The sequence below is a fragment of the Salipaludibacillus neizhouensis genome (assembly GCF_002886185.1).
Taxonomy (GTDB): Bacteria; Bacillota; Bacilli; order Bacillales; family Salisediminibacteriaceae; genus Salipaludibacillus; species Salipaludibacillus neizhouensis.
Genome location: NZ_KZ614146.1, coordinates 1,300,578 through 1,318,340 on the forward strand (window position 1 = coordinate 1,300,578; position 17,763 = coordinate 1,318,340).

The 17,763-nt window shown below is 37.1% G+C and carries 11 protein-coding genes; 10 read left to right on the forward strand and 1 reads right to left on the reverse strand.

Going from position 1 to position 17,763, the window contains the following annotated elements; genetic code table 11:
• Nucleotides 1-142 precede the first annotated feature (142 nt).
• Nucleotides 143-301: a hypothetical protein gene (locus CEF18_RS06190; protein WP_190238677.1), complete on the forward strand. Its 159-nt coding sequence runs from the start codon at nucleotides 143-145 to the stop codon at nucleotides 299-301.
• Between the two features lie 141 nt (nucleotides 302-442).
• On the opposite strand, the gene CEF18_RS06195 is transcribed toward CEF18_RS06190, so the two are convergent.
• Complete coding sequence (locus CEF18_RS06195; RefSeq protein WP_407690385.1) at nucleotides 443-1,246, reverse strand: rhamnogalacturonan acetylesterase; 804 nt, start codon at nucleotides 1,244-1,246, stop codon at nucleotides 443-445.
• 778 nt (nucleotides 1,247-2,024) lie between these two features.
• Here CEF18_RS06195 and CEF18_RS06200 point away from each other — a divergent pair.
• The 9 genes from CEF18_RS06200 to CEF18_RS06240 all read left to right on the forward strand — a co-directional run bounded on the left by CEF18_RS06200 (nucleotide 2,025) and on the right by CEF18_RS06240 (nucleotide 17,409).
• Nucleotides 2,025-2,888 (forward strand): ABC transporter permease, encoded by an 864-nt coding sequence (locus CEF18_RS06200; protein ID WP_223292354.1) that lies wholly within the window; start codon nucleotides 2,025-2,027, stop codon nucleotides 2,886-2,888.
• Entirely contained in the window at nucleotides 2,888-3,757 is an 870-nt protein-coding gene (locus CEF18_RS06205; protein ID WP_110935667.1) for a carbohydrate ABC transporter permease, read from the forward strand. Before CEF18_RS06200 ends, CEF18_RS06205 begins: the two co-directional genes overlap by 1 nt.
• Before the next feature lie 68 nt (nucleotides 3,758-3,825).
• Nucleotides 3,826-5,373, forward strand: coding sequence for an extracellular solute-binding protein (locus CEF18_RS06210; protein WP_110935668.1), 1,548 nt, complete (start codon nucleotides 3,826-3,828; stop codon nucleotides 5,371-5,373).
• A gap of 375 nt (nucleotides 5,374-5,748) precedes the next feature.
• The gene (locus CEF18_RS06215; protein WP_110935669.1) at nucleotides 5,749-7,065 is read left to right on the forward strand and encodes a Gfo/Idh/MocA family protein; all 1,317 of its coding nucleotides are present in this window, start codon (nucleotides 5,749-5,751) and stop codon (nucleotides 7,063-7,065) included.
• A gap of 1 nt (nucleotide 7,066) precedes the next feature.
• A complete protein-coding gene (locus CEF18_RS06220; protein WP_110935670.1) occupies nucleotides 7,067-9,223 on the forward strand; it encodes a glycoside hydrolase family 88/105 protein in 2,157 nt (718 codons plus the stop codon).
• A 72-nt stretch (nucleotides 9,224-9,295) separates the two neighbouring features.
• Nucleotides 9,296-11,569: a helix-turn-helix domain-containing protein gene (locus tag CEF18_RS06225; RefSeq protein WP_110935671.1), complete on the forward strand. Its 2,274-nt coding sequence runs from the start codon at nucleotides 9,296-9,298 to the stop codon at nucleotides 11,567-11,569.
• Nucleotides 11,570-11,631: 62 nt separating this feature from the next.
• Complete coding sequence (locus CEF18_RS06230; RefSeq protein ID WP_110935672.1) at nucleotides 11,632-13,686, forward strand: glycoside hydrolase family 65; 2,055 nt, start codon at nucleotides 11,632-11,634, stop codon at nucleotides 13,684-13,686.
• A gap of 103 nt (nucleotides 13,687-13,789) precedes the next feature.
• A complete protein-coding gene (locus tag CEF18_RS06235) occupies nucleotides 13,790-14,911 on the forward strand; it encodes a glycoside hydrolase family 88/105 protein (protein ID WP_110935673.1) in 1,122 nt (373 codons plus the stop codon).
• Nucleotides 14,912-15,018: 107 nt separating this feature from the next.
• The gene (locus tag CEF18_RS06240; RefSeq protein WP_110935674.1) at nucleotides 15,019-17,409 is read left to right on the forward strand and encodes a glycosyl hydrolase family 95 catalytic domain-containing protein; all 2,391 of its coding nucleotides are present in this window, start codon (nucleotides 15,019-15,021) and stop codon (nucleotides 17,407-17,409) included.
• The last annotated feature ends 354 nt before the right edge of the window (nucleotides 17,410-17,763 follow it).

The following is a 17,763-nucleotide window of genomic DNA, read 5'->3' on the forward strand; positions in this document are numbered from 1 at the left end:
AAACTATGCATAGAAGCTCGTTCATGTAAATAAGACAGATATCGCTATAGAGGCAGAAAGCAAGGATGATTCATGGAAGTTAAAGGACGTACTCGCCGACACGTATCAAATGTCCAGATACTTTCGACAGTATGCCCCTGCAATGATAAAGATTAAAAAGGAGATATTTGGCGTTGATTATAATGACACTCGTAAGGTAGTGAAGGAAATGGATGATGCAGAACTTTATGGTTGGATGGCGGGGAGGTATCAGGAGTATGATCGGGAGTTGAGAGAGGGTTTGGTAAAAGAGAGTGTTTAGGGTTCGTGGGTAACGCCCCATTATCCAACCGAATTTTTTTAATATCTACCATTTATTCATACCAACAATGATAAGTTTATCCGATTGGATAGGGAACGATGGTACCTGTGCTACCCTTTACCTTTTAGTAAGAGAACTCCATCATTTTGATAGATGGCTGTGAAGTAGGGGAATCTTTAATCGGTATATCTCTTCGGCAACCAGTTCAGCAATTTGCTTCGCACCATTTTCTTGAAAATGTGTATTGTCACTTACACCCTCTGGATAATTAGGGTGTTCGCCTTCGGCAAACCACATGAAGAGATCTTTACTTCCTTCTGGTCCAAGTTGATTGTACAAGTCGATACTTCTTTCAGACATGTCGATAACCGGCACTTGTTCTTCTTCTCCAAGCTGCTTCATCGCTTCTGGATACTCTCCGTGTGACCGCTTTGCTTGTCCATCTTCTGTAAACCTTCTTCTTTCAACCGGCGTTAATAAAACCGGTATAGCCCCTTTTTCACGAGCTCCATCGATATACTGTTTCAAATAGCTTTTGTAAGTTGTGAAGGGTTCTGTATAACGAGCAGGGTCATTTGACTTTGAATCATTATGTCCAAACTGAATGAATAAGTAATCTTTCTTTTCAATTTCAGCAAGTATATTGTCTAACCGGCCTTCATCAATAAAGCTTTTGGAACTTCTCCCTGAGGTGGCTTGGTTTTGGACTACAATTTTTTTATCAAACATTGGGTCAAGTACTTGGGCCCACCCTGTACGAGGAGCTCGGTCTTCTCCATAATAAGATGCAGTTGAATCACCCGCTATATAAATGGATACATTGTTTTCATGGCTTTCTTCTGTCCCGGACGATGAATAGGCCATAGCCGTTTGAGTCCCCCATCCTAAACTGATAAAAATCAATGCAGCAAATAGTAACATGCCTTTCTTGCTAATTTTTTTCATTGTCTCACTCCTTTTATAAGTTATAACTCTTCTCAACTTTATTTCTTGTTTTCCTCTCACCATTCCACCTCTTTCCTATAAGTAGTAAAGACTGGATTCACACCTTATCCCTCTTAAACAAATTATAACGAAGCTGTTATTACATATTTTGCTCAAATCAATTCATGTATCTTACATTTACCGAGAATGTTTGCGTTTCTGCTTCAATATGAATGATCCTCTCTATATTGATTAGGAGAAGTTCCTGTTATCCGAGTAAAGACACGCAATTTGTAACATTTAAAAGTTTAGTAGAAAACTAGAAGTTAACTTCTGGTTTACAAAGGGCCGGCTGAAAGTCATGGACACTTTCGGAAGGCCTCTACTATTAGCTGGAAATTGGGAAGATTACACTATCCAATTAGAGGTTTAGCTAGAATGTGCATATCTTACATCCAGCAAACAATTTGTGCAAAAGCGTTAAAATCAGTATAGAAAACGCTTACATAAAATAAAAAACTTATGATTGTTCATAAACTTGTATTAGCTAGGATACGATACATATTTTGTTTCTAAATCTACAATTTGTGTATTTCATGTAGAAATGGATGGTTGAATGAGCTTGATGGTGCTAGTTATAATCAATTTGTAATATTAAAAAAAAGAGGGGGAGGGTAGGGATATGGGTGACTCATCGATAAAAAAGCAAAGGGAGTCAAACCTTTCAATTAATACAAATGTATTGAATAAGAAGAAAAATCTTATTAGTAGATATTTAGATAATATTAAAAAAAACTGGATGCTTTATCTAATGATCGTTCCAGGGCTGTTATATTATATTATCTTTAAGTATGTCCCATTGTTTGGAAGCGTTATCGCATTTCAAGATTATCAAATTTTTAGTGGGATTTTAGATAGTCCTTGGGTTTGGTTGGATAATTTTAAGTATATATTTTCCTATCAAGATTTCTATCAAGTGTTAAGGAACACTGTCATGATTGCTTTTTATCAGCTGATTTTTGGGTTCCCAGCTCCAATTATTTTAGCATTGTTATTTAATGAAGTACGATTAATGTTTCTTAAAAGAACAGTTCAAAGCTTGTTTTATCTCCCTCATTTTTTATCTTGGGTAGTAGTAGGAGGAATTGTTTTTGAATTGTTGGCTTTAGAAGGAATTGTTAATGCCATTCGCGAGTTATTTGGTGCAGCACCAATTCTGTTTATGCAGGAAGAGAGTTATTTTCGTACAATTGTTGTCATCTCAGGAATATGGAAAAGTGTTGGATGGGGAACAATCATCTATTTAGCTGCAATTACGGGAATTAACCCAAGTTTATATGAAGCAGCAGTAATTGACGGTGCGAATCGTTGGAAACAAATAAGATATATCACCTTACCATTGTTATTCCCAACTATTTTAATTCTATTTTTACTGAACATTGGTAATTTCTTAGAGCTTGGATTCGATCAAATCTTTAACTTACTAACTCCGATGACATATTCAGTAGGGGATATTATTGAAACATATGTTTATCGAGCAGGGGTACTTCAAGGACAGTTTAGTGTAACAACGGCAATTGGTTTATTCCAATCAGTTATTGGCTTTATGTTGCTTTGGATTTTTAATAGGCTTGCTAGAAAATCAGAACAGGGGTTATGGTAATGAAAAAATCATTGGGAGAAAAATGCTTTCAATTCTTTAACTATACTTTTCTTATTGTCATTTCAGCAACAATGATTCTGCCTTTGCTACAACTGTTAGCAGTTTCCTTTAGTTCTCCAATCGCTGCTGAATCAAAACAGGTATTCCTGTTCCCAGTGGAATTTACCTTAGCTACATGGAAACATATCCTTCAAAATGATGTGCTTTGGAGATCTTTTGGAGTGACGATTTTCATTACAGTTGTTGGGACAATTTTAAGTATGTTATTTACAGTCTTAACAGCATTTCCATTGTCTAGAAAAGAATTTCTCCCCAAAAAGCCGATCATGCTTGCGATTGTCATCACGATGATTTTTAATGCACCAATGATTCCATATTTCCTAACTGTTAGAGAACTCGGATTGATGGATTCAATATGGGCACTAATTATTCCAGGATTAATTAGTACCTTCAATATGATCATCGTAAGGACCTTTTTCATGGGAATACCAAGTGAACTAGATGATGCAGCAAAAATAGACGGATGTAATGATTTTCGTATATTATTTCAGATCTATATTCCTTTATCGAAGCCTGTACTTGCAACAATTGGCTTGTTTTATGCGGTTGGTTTCTGGAATACGTTTCAAAGTGCAGTACTGTTTATACGTGACCAAACTTTATGGCCATTACAGATGAGACTTCGTGGATATTTCACATCACCAGAAGCTCTTGCTGAGGTCAATTTAATTACGGGTGACTTTGATTTCAATACAATAACTTTGAAAGCGGCAACAATTATTTTTGCTACGGTACCAATTGTCTTGGTGTATCCATTCTTACAAAAATATTTTGTCAAAGGTGCTGTACTTGGATCAATCAAGGAATGAGTCGATTAAACCGAAAATCGGTTTGATAGTAAAGATAGTTATTATGAAAAAACAAAGGGGGATTTTGAATGTTTAATAGTAGTAGAAAGCCATTTTTACTCATGTTTTTTACCTTGATGCTTGTTATTGGTATTCTAGTTGGTTGTTCTAGCAATAATGAAGTGGATAGTGAGTCAGGAGTTTCTGATGACGATTCATCAGAAGAAGTTAGTAAAGTAAAAGTGTTTAAAAGCCATCTGTCTAAAGGAACTCTTCCTGGTCCTGACGATCCGCATGTTCAACAAGTATTGGAAGATACAGGCGTTCAATATGAATTGATGTCCGAACCTGCTGGAGCGGATCCAGCTGAATACTTAAATTTAATGTTTGCATCTGAAGAATATCCGGATATCTTCCGCCCAATTGGTAAATTTGACCAAACCCTAATAAGTCAAGGTGCAGCACTGCCATTGGATGATCTACTCCCGAAATATGCACCAAATGTGTGGAAAAACATTCCTAAAGAGGCATGGGATGTCGTACGATCTGCTACACCCGATGGGAAAATCTATTATGTTCCAAAGGTATACCTAGTTCCAGAACGTGCTGCATTAATTCGTCAAGACTGGATTGATGCAGTAGGTATGGATATGCCTGAAACAGTTGAGGAATATAAAGAGCTATTAAGAGCATTTCGTGATGATGACCCAAATGGTAATGGAAAACAGGATGAACTTCCTACATCAGGAAGGGAATTTGGTAAATGGATGGATCACTTATTTTCGATCTATGGAGTAGCAATGTGGGAAGGTGAACCTGAATGGGATATTTATGAAGGTGAAATTCAATATGCTGGTGTTTCCAAAAATATGAAGGCATCTATTTCATTTATCCGTGATTTATATGAAGAAAAACTACTAGACAATGAAACCTTTTTAAATAAAGGTGAGGTTTGGACAGCGAAAATTAATACTAACTTAGTAGGCAGTTGGTATCATTTACCGGCTAACTTACGTGATCGTCACAACGCAATGCTTGAAGGAGCACCTGAAGCAAATGTTGTTGGAATGCCACTTCCAAAAGCAGAAGGATTTGAAGGGTATATCACTCAAAAAAGCATGGGAGAACCAGAATGGATGATTCCTGCTGCATCTGAGAAAAATGCTGCCTCAGCTTTAAAATTACTAGACTACTTCTATGATACGGCAAATAACGATTTTATCAGATATGGGATTGAGGGAGCACAACATAAAGTAGAAAATGGGGAAAAGATATTGATTCCTCCAACCGATGAAACACCTATCGCATTAGGAATGAGAAATTTAGTAACGAAAGAAGATATGGAGAATCGTATTGATGAAACGATGGAAGAATATCAAATCGAAATGGTTAAGGATATATTTGAGATAAGTACTGCAGATGCTCGAAGAATCGAAGGAGACGGTTTACCATCGACTGTTTACGAAGGATTTCCAGATATTCAATCGCACAAACTATTCCAAGAATATTTAACGAAAATTGTTATTGGTGAATGGCCAATCGATAAGTTCGATGAGTTTGTGGATAGATGGTATCAAGCTGGTGGAGATAAAGTTACTGAAAGAGTGCAAGAATGGCATGAAAGAGTAAATGAATAATAGCTAATTGAAAGAATTTCATAAGTCATCTTTGTATATAGATTTTCGAACATTCTTAATGATCTCCATTTCAGACGGACGCTTTCCGTGGGGCTCGTCTTCAACTAATTCTTCCTCCGAGAATCTCCGTCAGAATGGATTTTCAGACTTCGCTGATCCCACAGGAGTCGCCGTCTTACACTTCAATCATTCTTTTTTACGAACATTGATATCGGTATTTGTTCAAACGTTCGTTAAAATAGCTGAAAAATTGTATTATGAAATTGATTCAATTAATAAGTTTAACAGAAGTTGTTGCTCAAAAATGTGATTTTTGAGCAACTCTCATTTCAATTTTCTATAGGAAACGAGAATCCATGGAAAGGATTGAATCTAATGAAGAAAAGATATGCTATTTGTGGCCTAAGTGGGAGAGCTCTAGGTATGTTTGCTAAGCCGATTACCACTACATTTTCTGAAAGTTGTGAAATAGTTGGGTTATTAGATCGTGATTCTAAACGATTTGAATTATTTGAAACTAGATTCCCGGATCTAACTCCTGTAGAAACGTATGGAGAATCGGAATTCGATCGAATGGTTGATGAAACAAAGCCAGATGTAATCATTGTTGCAGGACGTGATGATAGTCATGCGAAGTATATAATTGCTGCCCTCCGGCGTGATCTTGATGTCATTACAGAAAAGCCAATGGTCACTACAGGTGAGGATTGTAGAAAAGTTTTAGATGCTGAGCAAGCTAGTAAAGGAAAGGTAACGGTTACCTTCAATTACAGATATGCACCAATTCATACAAAGATTAAAGAAATAATTATGGAAGGAAAGTTAGGAAGAGTTACCTCTATTGATTTGAATTGGTATCTAGATACACATCATGGATCAAGTTATTTCAAAAGGTGGAACAGGTTAAGGGAACTCTCTGGTGGACTATCAATTCATAAAAGCACACACCATTTTGATTTGGTCAATTGGTGGATAGACCAAAGGCCTGTTGAGGTTTTTGCATATGGGGCTCTTAATTACTATGGTCCAGATAGCGAATGGAATCCTAGTAAAGAGGATGGTAGGCATTGCGAAACTTGTATGCATACGGAGGACTGTGCCTATTACTCTAGGTGGAACTCGAGGAAGGAGCGGTTTCAAGTTCCAGATGATCACCTTGAATCACTTGAAGAGGGTAAAAAGTACCCTTATACAAACTATCGACCTGATCAATGTATTTTTGATTCAGAAATAAATATCGAGGACACATATTCAGCAACTATAAAGTACAATCGAGGGGCATTACTTAGCTACTCTGTTAATTTTTCACTACCATATGAGGGCTATCGTCTTGCAATCAATGGAACAAAGGGTAGGTTGGAAACAGTTGAATACCATGCACCAGGTCGGACCCCATTTCCTACACCGAAACAAACAATCGATTATTTTCCACTATTTGGTTCGAAGGAAACGATCCATGTTGTGCACCGCGAAGGAAGTCATGGGGGAGGAGATCCGCTACTTCTAGAGGATCTTTTTATGGGAGAGGATCGTCGGAGACCCTACAAAAAATTATCTGGAGCACTTGACGGAGCATATTCTGTATCAACCGGTGAGGCTGTTTGGAAATCAGTAAAAGAGCACCGTCCAATCACGATCGACGAAGTTCTTGCAAAACAACAGGATTACACATCAAGTGGGGAGATGAATTGAATTGAACCATTTTAATCATTTCTCTCCAGAAGAAAGCATGTCTTTTCAGCATAAAATGGAGGATGTTCTTACTACAATTGCTCAACGCTACATTGGAGCAAACCCCTCCAGACCTCCTAATTATCGGGTAACGAGAAAAAGTGCTATCAAGAAAATGGAGAATCACCGTTATGTTTTTCCTGCTGTAAAGATGTTTCCAGGGATACAAAATGGCCAAAAAATATATGCATGGGCTAAGCTGTGGGTTGTAGAGGAACACTCCTTTCCTTTTCTGCTTACATGCTTAGGACCTGTTCGCTTATATCATAATGGTGTTAAAAGATTTGGGTCAACGAGTGAAGAGGAATCCACCGATGTAGATAGTAAACTTTCATTAGATTTAGTCAAAGGTTGGAACCATTTTGTCCTTGAAATTGAAAAAGGAGAGCATGGATGTGGAGCTGTTTTTGGTACAGGAAACCGTAAAAATGTCCCTTATCACTTTTTAGCCCCTTCTTTTGAAAGGGCAGGAGAGGAAGGTTGGATTTATACTGAACCGATGGAGGAATCCCTTGATCAAATTCCTTCTTTGACATGTAGAGAATATTCAACAGGCTGTAACTGGCTTCCAAAAATAACCTCTTTGCCGAAAAAGGCTGACCAATTTTCACATTTATATGGGTCGAAAAAAGGATATGTGGCTTATGCTTGGACAAAGATAGAAAGTTATAGCCTAGAGCCTCTTGTTCTTAAAGGAACAACAACTGGTCCAATACAACTGCTTCTTAATGGTCAAGATTTATTTCAGCAAAATAATCTTGGTGAATTAGAGGTCATTATAAAAGTACCAATTGGATTACATGACTTGGTTGTTATTAGTGAAAGTGGTCAACAGAACTGGGGATTTACTTTAGAACTTCTCACAAGGAATGCTAGGTTATGGATTCCACATGAGGTAAAAGGGAGTTCGGATGCTTGGCTTTATTTAGGACCATTCTTAAATGATGAAAAGGTAATGATTTCTAACTATCAGTCAATGGATACTGTTGCTACAAACCAAGAAAATCAATCCTTTTTTTGGTGTACGGATCGAGGAGCGTATGTTCGACCCTTTCTCGAAAATCAGCTATTTGGCAAATGGAATTATCCTTTAGGTGTTACGATGTATGGTTTATTAGAAATAGCAAAAGAGTTGCATAAACCTGATATGTTAGATTACGTACTAGACCATGTAGAATTAGCAACTTCTAGATATGATTATTCAGTATGGGACAAGAAACAATATGGTGCAGCCGGTATTAACAATCAACTTTCTGATATTGATAGCCTTGATGATTGTGGCTCCTTCGCTGCCCTCATGATACTTGCAAATAATAATCGCCCATTAAAAGGAGCTAGGGAAACGGCAGATGTTATCGCCAATTATATAATGAATCAGCAAAGTCGCTTAGAGGATGGTGCATTCTATCGTGAAATTGGTGTATCACAAAAAATGAATAAGACGATGTGGTGTGATGATATGTACATGAGTGTACCATTTTTTTGCAGATATGCTGAACTAATTAGTGACAGTAGCTATTTGGATGAGGCTGCCAGACAGCTTCTACTATATAAGGGATACCTTTATATGGAAGAAGTCCAACTTATGTCACATGTCTATCATGTTAAACAGAAGAAACCTACTCAAACAACATGGGGAAGAGGAAATGGTTGGGTATTATTCTCTTTAACGGAGTTATTAAAAGTATTACCTGATGACCACGAGTTATATCCTCATATATTGACGTTTTATCTTCAACTTGCGGAAGGATGTTTGAAGGTCCAAGGGGTTAATGGATTATGGCATCAGGTTTTAATTGATCCAGAATCTTACGAAGAATCCTCCTGTACATCTATGTTTATGTATGCTTTTGCTAATGGAGTTCGGTTCGGATGGATTGATGACAAAGAACAATATTTACAGGCTGTCATGTCAGGGTGGAAAGGGTTAACCGAGCGGGAAATCGATAAACAAGGCAATATTTATGGAGTATGTAAAGGATCAAGTTATTCGTTTTCAAATTATTATTATAAGCACGAGCTTCCATGGACAATGAATGATACACATGGAATTGGTATTGTTTTATTAGCTGGAATTGAAACTATTAGGATGATTAGAAACCAAGAAAAACACTGTTAAACTCTAAAATTGTCGTAACCTCCTCACGAAAATGAATATGTAGTATAATGCCAAAAAGGAGGTCGAAAAAGGATGTTCAAATCATTTCAAAAATGGCTAAAATATTCATTGTTCAAAACGGAGACGAGGTTGATTTTATTTTTAACGATGGCCGTTTTTTTTATCATTCTCATCGTGAGTATAACATCCTATCAAACTTCCAAGTCAGTGTTGCAGGAGGAGTTAAACGAACCACAGCAACAAATGCTACAAGTTAGTATGAACTTTATCGATAATCACATTATTGAAAGCGATAACATTGCAATTAAGGTTGCACTTAACGAACATATTTATAAGTTTTTGAACAGCGATATACAGAATTCATATAACGATATTTCAGAGATTTATCAGCTGTTATCTACTTATATCAATAGTTCATCTCACATCAATAGTATTTACATATATGATATTAAACATGATAGTTTTGTTTCGATGCCCCAAGGATTTAGTTCACGTAAAACAACGTTTATCGATTCAAATTGGGTAGGTATAGCTGACGAGTTCGGTGATGAAATGATGATTGTAAAAAAAAGAAACGTTCATGATGGAGAAAAACACAATCGTTCTGAAGTGACTTTGTTTAGAAAAATAATGATTCAAGGTGAATTCAAGGGAATAGTTGCTGTAAATCTTGGAAATAACGATTTATTTGAACCATTAACTCCACCAAAAATGTCTAATTTAAGCAGTACTCGGTTTATTATCGATCAAAATAATGAAATTATTTATTCAACTTCTAGCAAAAAACTGGATTCTAAAGCAGTTGTGAGTTCAGTATCTGAATTAAATGACAAACATTTGGGAGATATCACCTATCATGACCGACAACTGCTTGTTAGCCAGAACATATCTCCACTGACGGGCTGGAAATATGTTTCTTTAGTACCTCAAGATAGTTTACTAGCAAAATCTAAAAAAGTCGGTCATGTCGTTCTTTCAGTGTCGATTATCGCTTTGTTACTTGGTGGGGTTGCCATTTATTATATCAACAACATTGCTTTTAGACCTATACGTCGAATGAAACAGCTATTTAATATTGGTAAACAAGACATGAACGACGATGATTTACTGCACTTAGAAAATCTTACAGGGGAATTACTTCATGATCATGCTCACATGATTCGGAAGGTAAGAGCTGAGGCAACGGCCAAGTTTTTTAGCGATATTTATAATGAAAATCTAACCAATACTAGAGAGATTAGTGAAAAATGCAAAGGGTATTTTCAAGAATCAGCAAATAACCCGTTTAAAGTCGCAATCATTTCTATTGATAATTTCTATGAATGGTCATATCGGTATTCAGATTCAGATCATTCTCTCTTAAAATTTGCATTAGCGAATATAATAACAGAAATAGTAGAGCCACATTCACACAGCGAATGTATCGACCTTGGAAAGGATAAGTTTGTGATTGTCCTTGATCCAAGTGAAGATGAAACACTGTTAGATGGAAAAATAAAGAAATCACTTTCCGATATTCATAGAATACTAAGGTTTAGTATTTCAATCGGAATTAGTAATCAGAAATCTGATTTCGGAAGATTATTGGAGGCGGTTTTTGAAGCAGATACAGCCCTTGGAAACAGGTTATATACTGGATATGGAAGCATATTGAAATTTGAAGAATTAATGGAACAGGATATTCGGAAAATATCAATAAATGATCATGTTTTAGATCAATTGACGGAAGCTATTGAAACTGGGGACAGGTTACGTTCTAGCAACTTAATTGATCATATTATTGGAGAGATTAAGAGAAGTAATTTGAATCCAGAGAAAGCGCTATCAATTATTAGGAGGATTGGTGAGAGATATCTTCGTTTTGGGCATAATGAGGATAAAGTGAATAGTAAAGAAAGAAATTTCTTTAATCAACTTCACACGATTCACATCGATGATATTGCGGACTTTCTTAATTACCAGGCAAATGTATTGATCGAGGAATCTCAGTCATCAGTAATATGTAAAGAATCCCTATTAAATGAAAAAATGATCGATTATATGAAGGCGCATTTAAATGAGCCAATCGGTATAAAGGAAATTGTCGATGCAATTGGTATTAGTGTAAGCTTGGCAAGTGCAATTTTTAAGAAGGAGAAGAATGAAACGATTTACGGATATTTTACTAATTTGAGAATGAAGCGTGCTGCTGAATTATTGTTGCATACGGATAAAAAAATTTCGGATATTGCTATAAAAGTTGGGTACCATCATGAAAATAGTTTTATTCGGGCATTTCGAAAATGCAATAATATTACACCGGGTAAATACAGGGAAGTGTTGAAGGCCAGGAAAGAAGTTATGTAATTAATTAGATACTTCACAGATTCATAAATTAGGTGATTTTAGTAAATTGGGGTGGAATAATAATGTTAAATAGAAGGAATATTGTAGACCGTCACAATCCTAGTATTACGAAGATAGAGTCACTTGCACCACTATCAATTGGTAACAGAGAGTTTGGGTTTAGCTGTGACTTTACAGGGTTACAGACCTTTCCAGAAGCATATGAGACTCCACTTGGGACGCAATCAAATTGGGGGTGGCATTATACTGGTGGACCAAATCTTTATTCCGAGAAAGATATTATGTATCAAGGTTTTGATACATATGGACGACAGGTAAATTACCCGATGAAACCGGAAGGGAAAGAGGTAGCTTATAACTGGTTACGTCAAAATCCTCACAGACTACATTTAGGGAGAATTTCATTTCGGTTTTTAAGAGAAAATAATCAGTTCGTGCAATTGGATGAGATTACAGGAATAAATCAAAAACTTGATTTATGGACAGGGATCGTTGAAAGTGAATTTTTTGTAGAAGGAGTTCCAGTCCAGGTCAAGACGGCTTGTCATGCAGATCATGATGTCGTTGCTGTACAAGTATCTTCCCCATTAATTAAGGAGAAACGTATTCAGGTATTTACTCTTTTTCCAGCGCCTGATGTGACTCATAATAGTTGGTCAAAAGCTACACAGCCTGACTGGGATAATGATGACAGACACCAAACAGAATATCACTCACATACTGACAAATCAGTTTTACTTACACGGAAGATGGATCAGGATCAATATGATGTAAGATGGGATTGGAATAATGGTTCCTTGCAGCAAACGGGAGAACATGAATATACACTAATTGGTGATGGGAGCTCTGAATTTTTAGAATTTGCGGTTTCCTACGCACCGAAAGAACCACCTTCTGTAAAACCAAAAACAGTATTTGAATCTAGTCGTTCCTTCTGGGAAGCATTTTGGCTAAATGGTGGAGCTCTCGATTTTTCTGGTAGTACCGACCCACGTGCGACGGAACTTGAACGAAGGGTAGTTCTTTCACAATATTTATCTACTATTCATAGTGCTGGTTCATTACCCCCACAAGAAACAGGTTTTATGTATAATAGTTGGTTTGGAAAATTCCATTTGGAAATGCACTGGTGGCACGGAGCACATTTTCCTCTATGGGGACGAAAGGAATATGTAGAAAATAGTCTTGAATGGTATCAATCTATATTGCCTCTAGCAAGGGAACTTGCTGAATCACAAGGTTATGCTGGGGCTAGATGGCCTAAAATGGTGGGGATAGATGGCAAACAAAGTCCTTCTCCGGTAGCACCAGGGTTAATTTGGCAACAACCACACCCAATGGCATTGGCTGAGATGTGTTATTTAGTTCATCCAACTACAGAATTTCTTAAGCGCTTTCAATCGATCGTTTTTGAGGCTGCAGACTTCATGGTGTCCTATGCACATTGGAATGAGAAGAAGGAAGTTTATGTTCTTGGACCACCACTAATACCTGCTCAAGAGTGTCACTATATACACGATAGTTTAAATCCTCCATATGAGCTTGAATATTGGAAGTATGGTTTGGAAATCGCAATTAGTTGGGCTAACCGATTAAATCTACCTGTGAATCCAATGTGGTCACGGGTAGCCAATTCATTAGCAAAGCCACGATATGAAGATGGTGTGTATCTTGCACATGAGAATTGTTTAAATACATTTACAGAGAAAAATCATGATCATCCTTCCATGCTTGGAGCCTTAGGTATTTTACCTGGTACGTTGGTGGATCCGGAAATCATGAGAAATACGTTATATAAGGTAAAAAAAGTATGGAATTGGGAATCTGCATGGGGGTGGGATTTTCCAATGTGTGCAATGACTGCTACTAGGTTGGGAGAAAGAGAGCTAGCTTTAGACTTTTTATTAATGGATGCTACTAAAAATACGTATTTGGTAAATGGCCATAATTATCAACGGTCTGGTTTGACCGCATACTTACCAGGTAATGGTGGGCTTTTAACCGCGGTTGCCATGATGGTTTGTGGATGGAAGGATGGTTCAGATCATCATTGCCCAGGGTTCCCACAAGATGGTAGTTGGTCGGTGAAATGGGAAGGGTTACATTCCTTATTATAAAGTAGAGTAAGTTCTTTTACATGGTGTAGAAAGAAGGAAATTTTAGCATGATATGACGAAAAAAATAACAATAGATGAAATGATAAAGGAGAATGAATGACTAATGCAACCAAACCAATGGTCAATGAAAATTGCTGAAACAATACTTTCGCAATGCGAAAATGGATATCACCCCAAAATTGCTAATAAATGGGGATATGTAGCGGGAATGACATTAAAGGCATTTGACTGGCTTTCAGAATGGAGTGGTAATGAAGAATATCACTTAATGGTTAAAAGACATATGGATCTATTTATTCAAGAAAATGGAACGATAAAAAACTATTCCATTGAGGAATATAATTTGGATCATATTAATGAAGGAAAGAACTTATTCTTACTTTGGAATCGTACTGGAGAGGAAAAGTATAAGAAGGCGATTCAGCAGCTAGTATCACAGCTTGTAGGACAGCCAAGAACAAGTGGAGGAGGTTTTTGGCATAAAAAAATCTATCCTTTTCAAATGTGGCTTGACGGTGTTTATATGTCATCACCTTTTTTAGCTGAATATGCGAAAACATTTCATGATTCTGAAGGATTTGACGATGTTGCAAGGCAAATCCTGTTGATTGAGGAGAAAACGCGCAACCCAAAAACGGGGCTACTGCATCATGCATGGGATGAAAGTAGAGAACAGCGTTGGTGTGACAAGGAAACGGGTCAATCATTCCACATCTGGGGACGTGCAATGGGATGGTATTGCATGGCCATTGTTGATTCCCTTGAACATTTTCCAGTTAATCATCCGAAACGTGGTCAAATCATGGGTATTTTTGAGCGAATGGCCCACGCTATTAAAAGTGTTCAAGACCAAGAGAGTGGACTCTGGTATCAGTTATTGGATCAAAACGGAAGAGAGAAAAATTATTTAGAAGCATCTGGTTCCTGTATGCTGACATATGCATTGGCAAAAGGAATCCGTTTAGGTTATTTGTCGGGTATTAATCTGGATGTCGTAATCCGTTCGTATGAAGGTATCCATAAACATTTTGTCACTGAAGATGAAGATGGCGTTCACCTCCATGGTATATGTAGAGGGGCTGGTCTTGGTGGGGATAAGTACCGGGATGGTTCTTATGACTATTATATGAGTGAGCAAATAGTAAGTGATGATCTTATGGGAGTAGCCCCATTTTTACTAGCGAGTATTGAAATGGAAAAATTAGCTAAACCTCAAATTATATGAAAATAGTCATTGAAAATAATAGATAAATAGATTGATCGAGAAAAATATCACTTGCACACTGCAAGTGATATTTTGTTAAAGAGAATCGAACTGGAGGTTTTTAGTTAATGATGGATAAGAAAAATTCTAGAAATCGCATTTCTTTAAAATATCCTGCAGCATGGTGGAGGAATATGTGGAGAGATGGTTTACCATCTGGAAACGGCAAATTAGGTGCTTCTGTTTCAGGTGGTGTGAGTTTGGAAAAGATCTTAATCAACCATGAAGGGTTATGGCATAGGGGCAAAAAAGATGTACTTCCAGATGTTGGTTATACGCTAAATGAAACACGTGATCTAATGAAGAAAGAAAAATACAAGGAAGCAAGCTGGCATTTAACAAATACATTAAAAGAGAACGGATATGATACTCGCTTAGCATCGTTTTTACCTCTTGTTGAATTAACCCTTAGGATGCAGCAGACAGAAGGGTTTAAACACTATCGTAGAGAAGTTGATATGGAAACAGGAGAGGTATCGGTAAGGTGGAAAGAGGGAAATGAGTTATTTGAACGAAATTTATTTGTTTCACGAGCGGATGATGTTGTTGTATATGAAATAAAATCAACAAGTGAATTACTAACTACAGATTTTCAGCTTGGACTACGTAAGACGGATAGGAACAACATGGAGCAGCGGGTAAAAGAATTGGAATGTTCAGTTCAGTACAAAGTAGAAGATAATTTTATCTTCTTTACGGCAAAAAATGATGATAACACTGAATATGGGGCAGTATTACGAATAATTCCTACTGGTGGCAAGATGAATAGTGACAATAATTGTCTTCGCTGTGAGGATGCTAAACACATACAAACGATTATGAAAGTTTTTATTAAAGGAGACCATGTAATAGAGTGGGCACGTATTCAAGAAGAGCTATTAGAAATGAAGGGTGATTACCAAGACTTGCTACAGGCACATATTCCATTACATACAAAATTATTCCATACAGCCTCCTTACAATTGAGTGATTCTGAAGAAGAACATTCAAATGAAGAACTCTTACTAGATGCTTATGAAGGAGAAGCTTCCATTCCATTAATAGAAAAATTGTGGAAGTATGGAAGGTACCTTTTTATCTCTGGTACGAGACCTGAGGGACAACCGTTTGGGATGTATGGTCTTTGGGGTGGAGATTATAATCTGATGTGGTGTCATCGGATGGCAAATGAAAACATTCAAATGATGTATTGGCATGCAACAGTAGGGGGGCTATCCGAACTAGTGCCAGCCTTATTTAATTATTATGAGGACATGATGGAAGATTTTCGAGGGAATGCAAAAAAATTATATGGATGTCGTGGTATATATATACCTGCAGGGACAACTCCTGGTATTGGTGTACCAAATCAAATCGTTCCTGTAATTATGAATTGGACCGGGGCAGCTGGATGGTTGGCACAGCATTATTATGACTATTATCTATACACTGGGGACAAGAAAATTTTGATAGAGAAAGTGCTCCCATTTATGAAAGAAGTTGTTCTTTTTTATGAGGATTTTCTTGTCATAGATGAAGGTGGTAATTACCAGTATCTACCCTCAGTTTCACCAGAAAATACTCCAGATAATTTTATGCCAAAGGATGGTAAACAAATTGCACATCCTATGCCAACCACAATCAATGCAACAATGGATTTGGCGATATTGAAAGAAGTGTTACATCATTTAATCGAGGGAGCAAAGGAAACGGCTTTTTATTTAGATGAAATTGAAAAGTGGCAGGAAATGCTTACCCGTATACCCCAATATGAAGTCAATCAAGATGGTGCCACTAAAGAATGGTTACACCCTGCATTTGAAGACAGGTACAACCATCGCCATATATCTCATATCTATCCTGTTTTTCCAGGTAGAGAAATTAACCAAGAACAAGATCAGGAACTGTTCGAGGGATTTAGAGTTGCCGTATCAAAGAGAATATTAGGTGCTCAAACCGGTTGGTCCCTGGCACATATGTCGAGTATATGGGCTAGAATGAACGACGGGAACAAAGCTTTGGAATGTTTAGATATCCTCACACGTTCCTGTCTCTTAACTAATTTTTTCACTGTTCATAATGATTGGCGAAATATGGGATTAAATATGGAAATTGAGACAGCGCCAATCCAATTAGATGCGAGTATGGGCATTATTAATGCAGTACAAGAAATGCTCCTATTTGTTTCTCCCAATATGATCAAACTATTACCGGCACTTCCTACAAAGTGGAAGAAAGGGAATGTAGGGGATTTTCGTTTTATGACCGGAAGGGTTTCCTATTCGTGGAATTTAGAAACACAATTATTATGTGGTGAAATCGTTGCTGATAGAGAAACCCTCATCACTTTGAAACTTCCTGGGTTTGCAAACTGTTTACTAACAGGTGATGGGGTCAGAATAAGCGAATCGTCATTAGGAAAAACGTATTATACGATAACGATGAAAAAGGGAATGACTCTTCATATCAAACCGATGTAGCTAGTAGGATATATTTATTTTTGAAGACAGGTTGCATTTTCTTCACCATCATTCAGTAAGAACTTCAATTAGAATCGGGAGTAGCACTGTTTGTAAAATCCCTTAATGCTGCAGGCATTTCAACCCTCGCAAGTTGTGACGGACATGGAGAAAAAGCGCCATCTATTACGTTAAATGGTCGTTATAACGCGTGTTGGTTTAAGCTGTTTTATCAACAGTTAATAAAAAGAACGAACTTAAACTATGCATGGAAGCTCGTTCAAGTAAATAAGACAGATATCGCATTAGAGGCAGAGAGCAAGGATGATTCATGGAAATTAAAGGATGAGCTCGCCGACACGTATCAAATGTCCA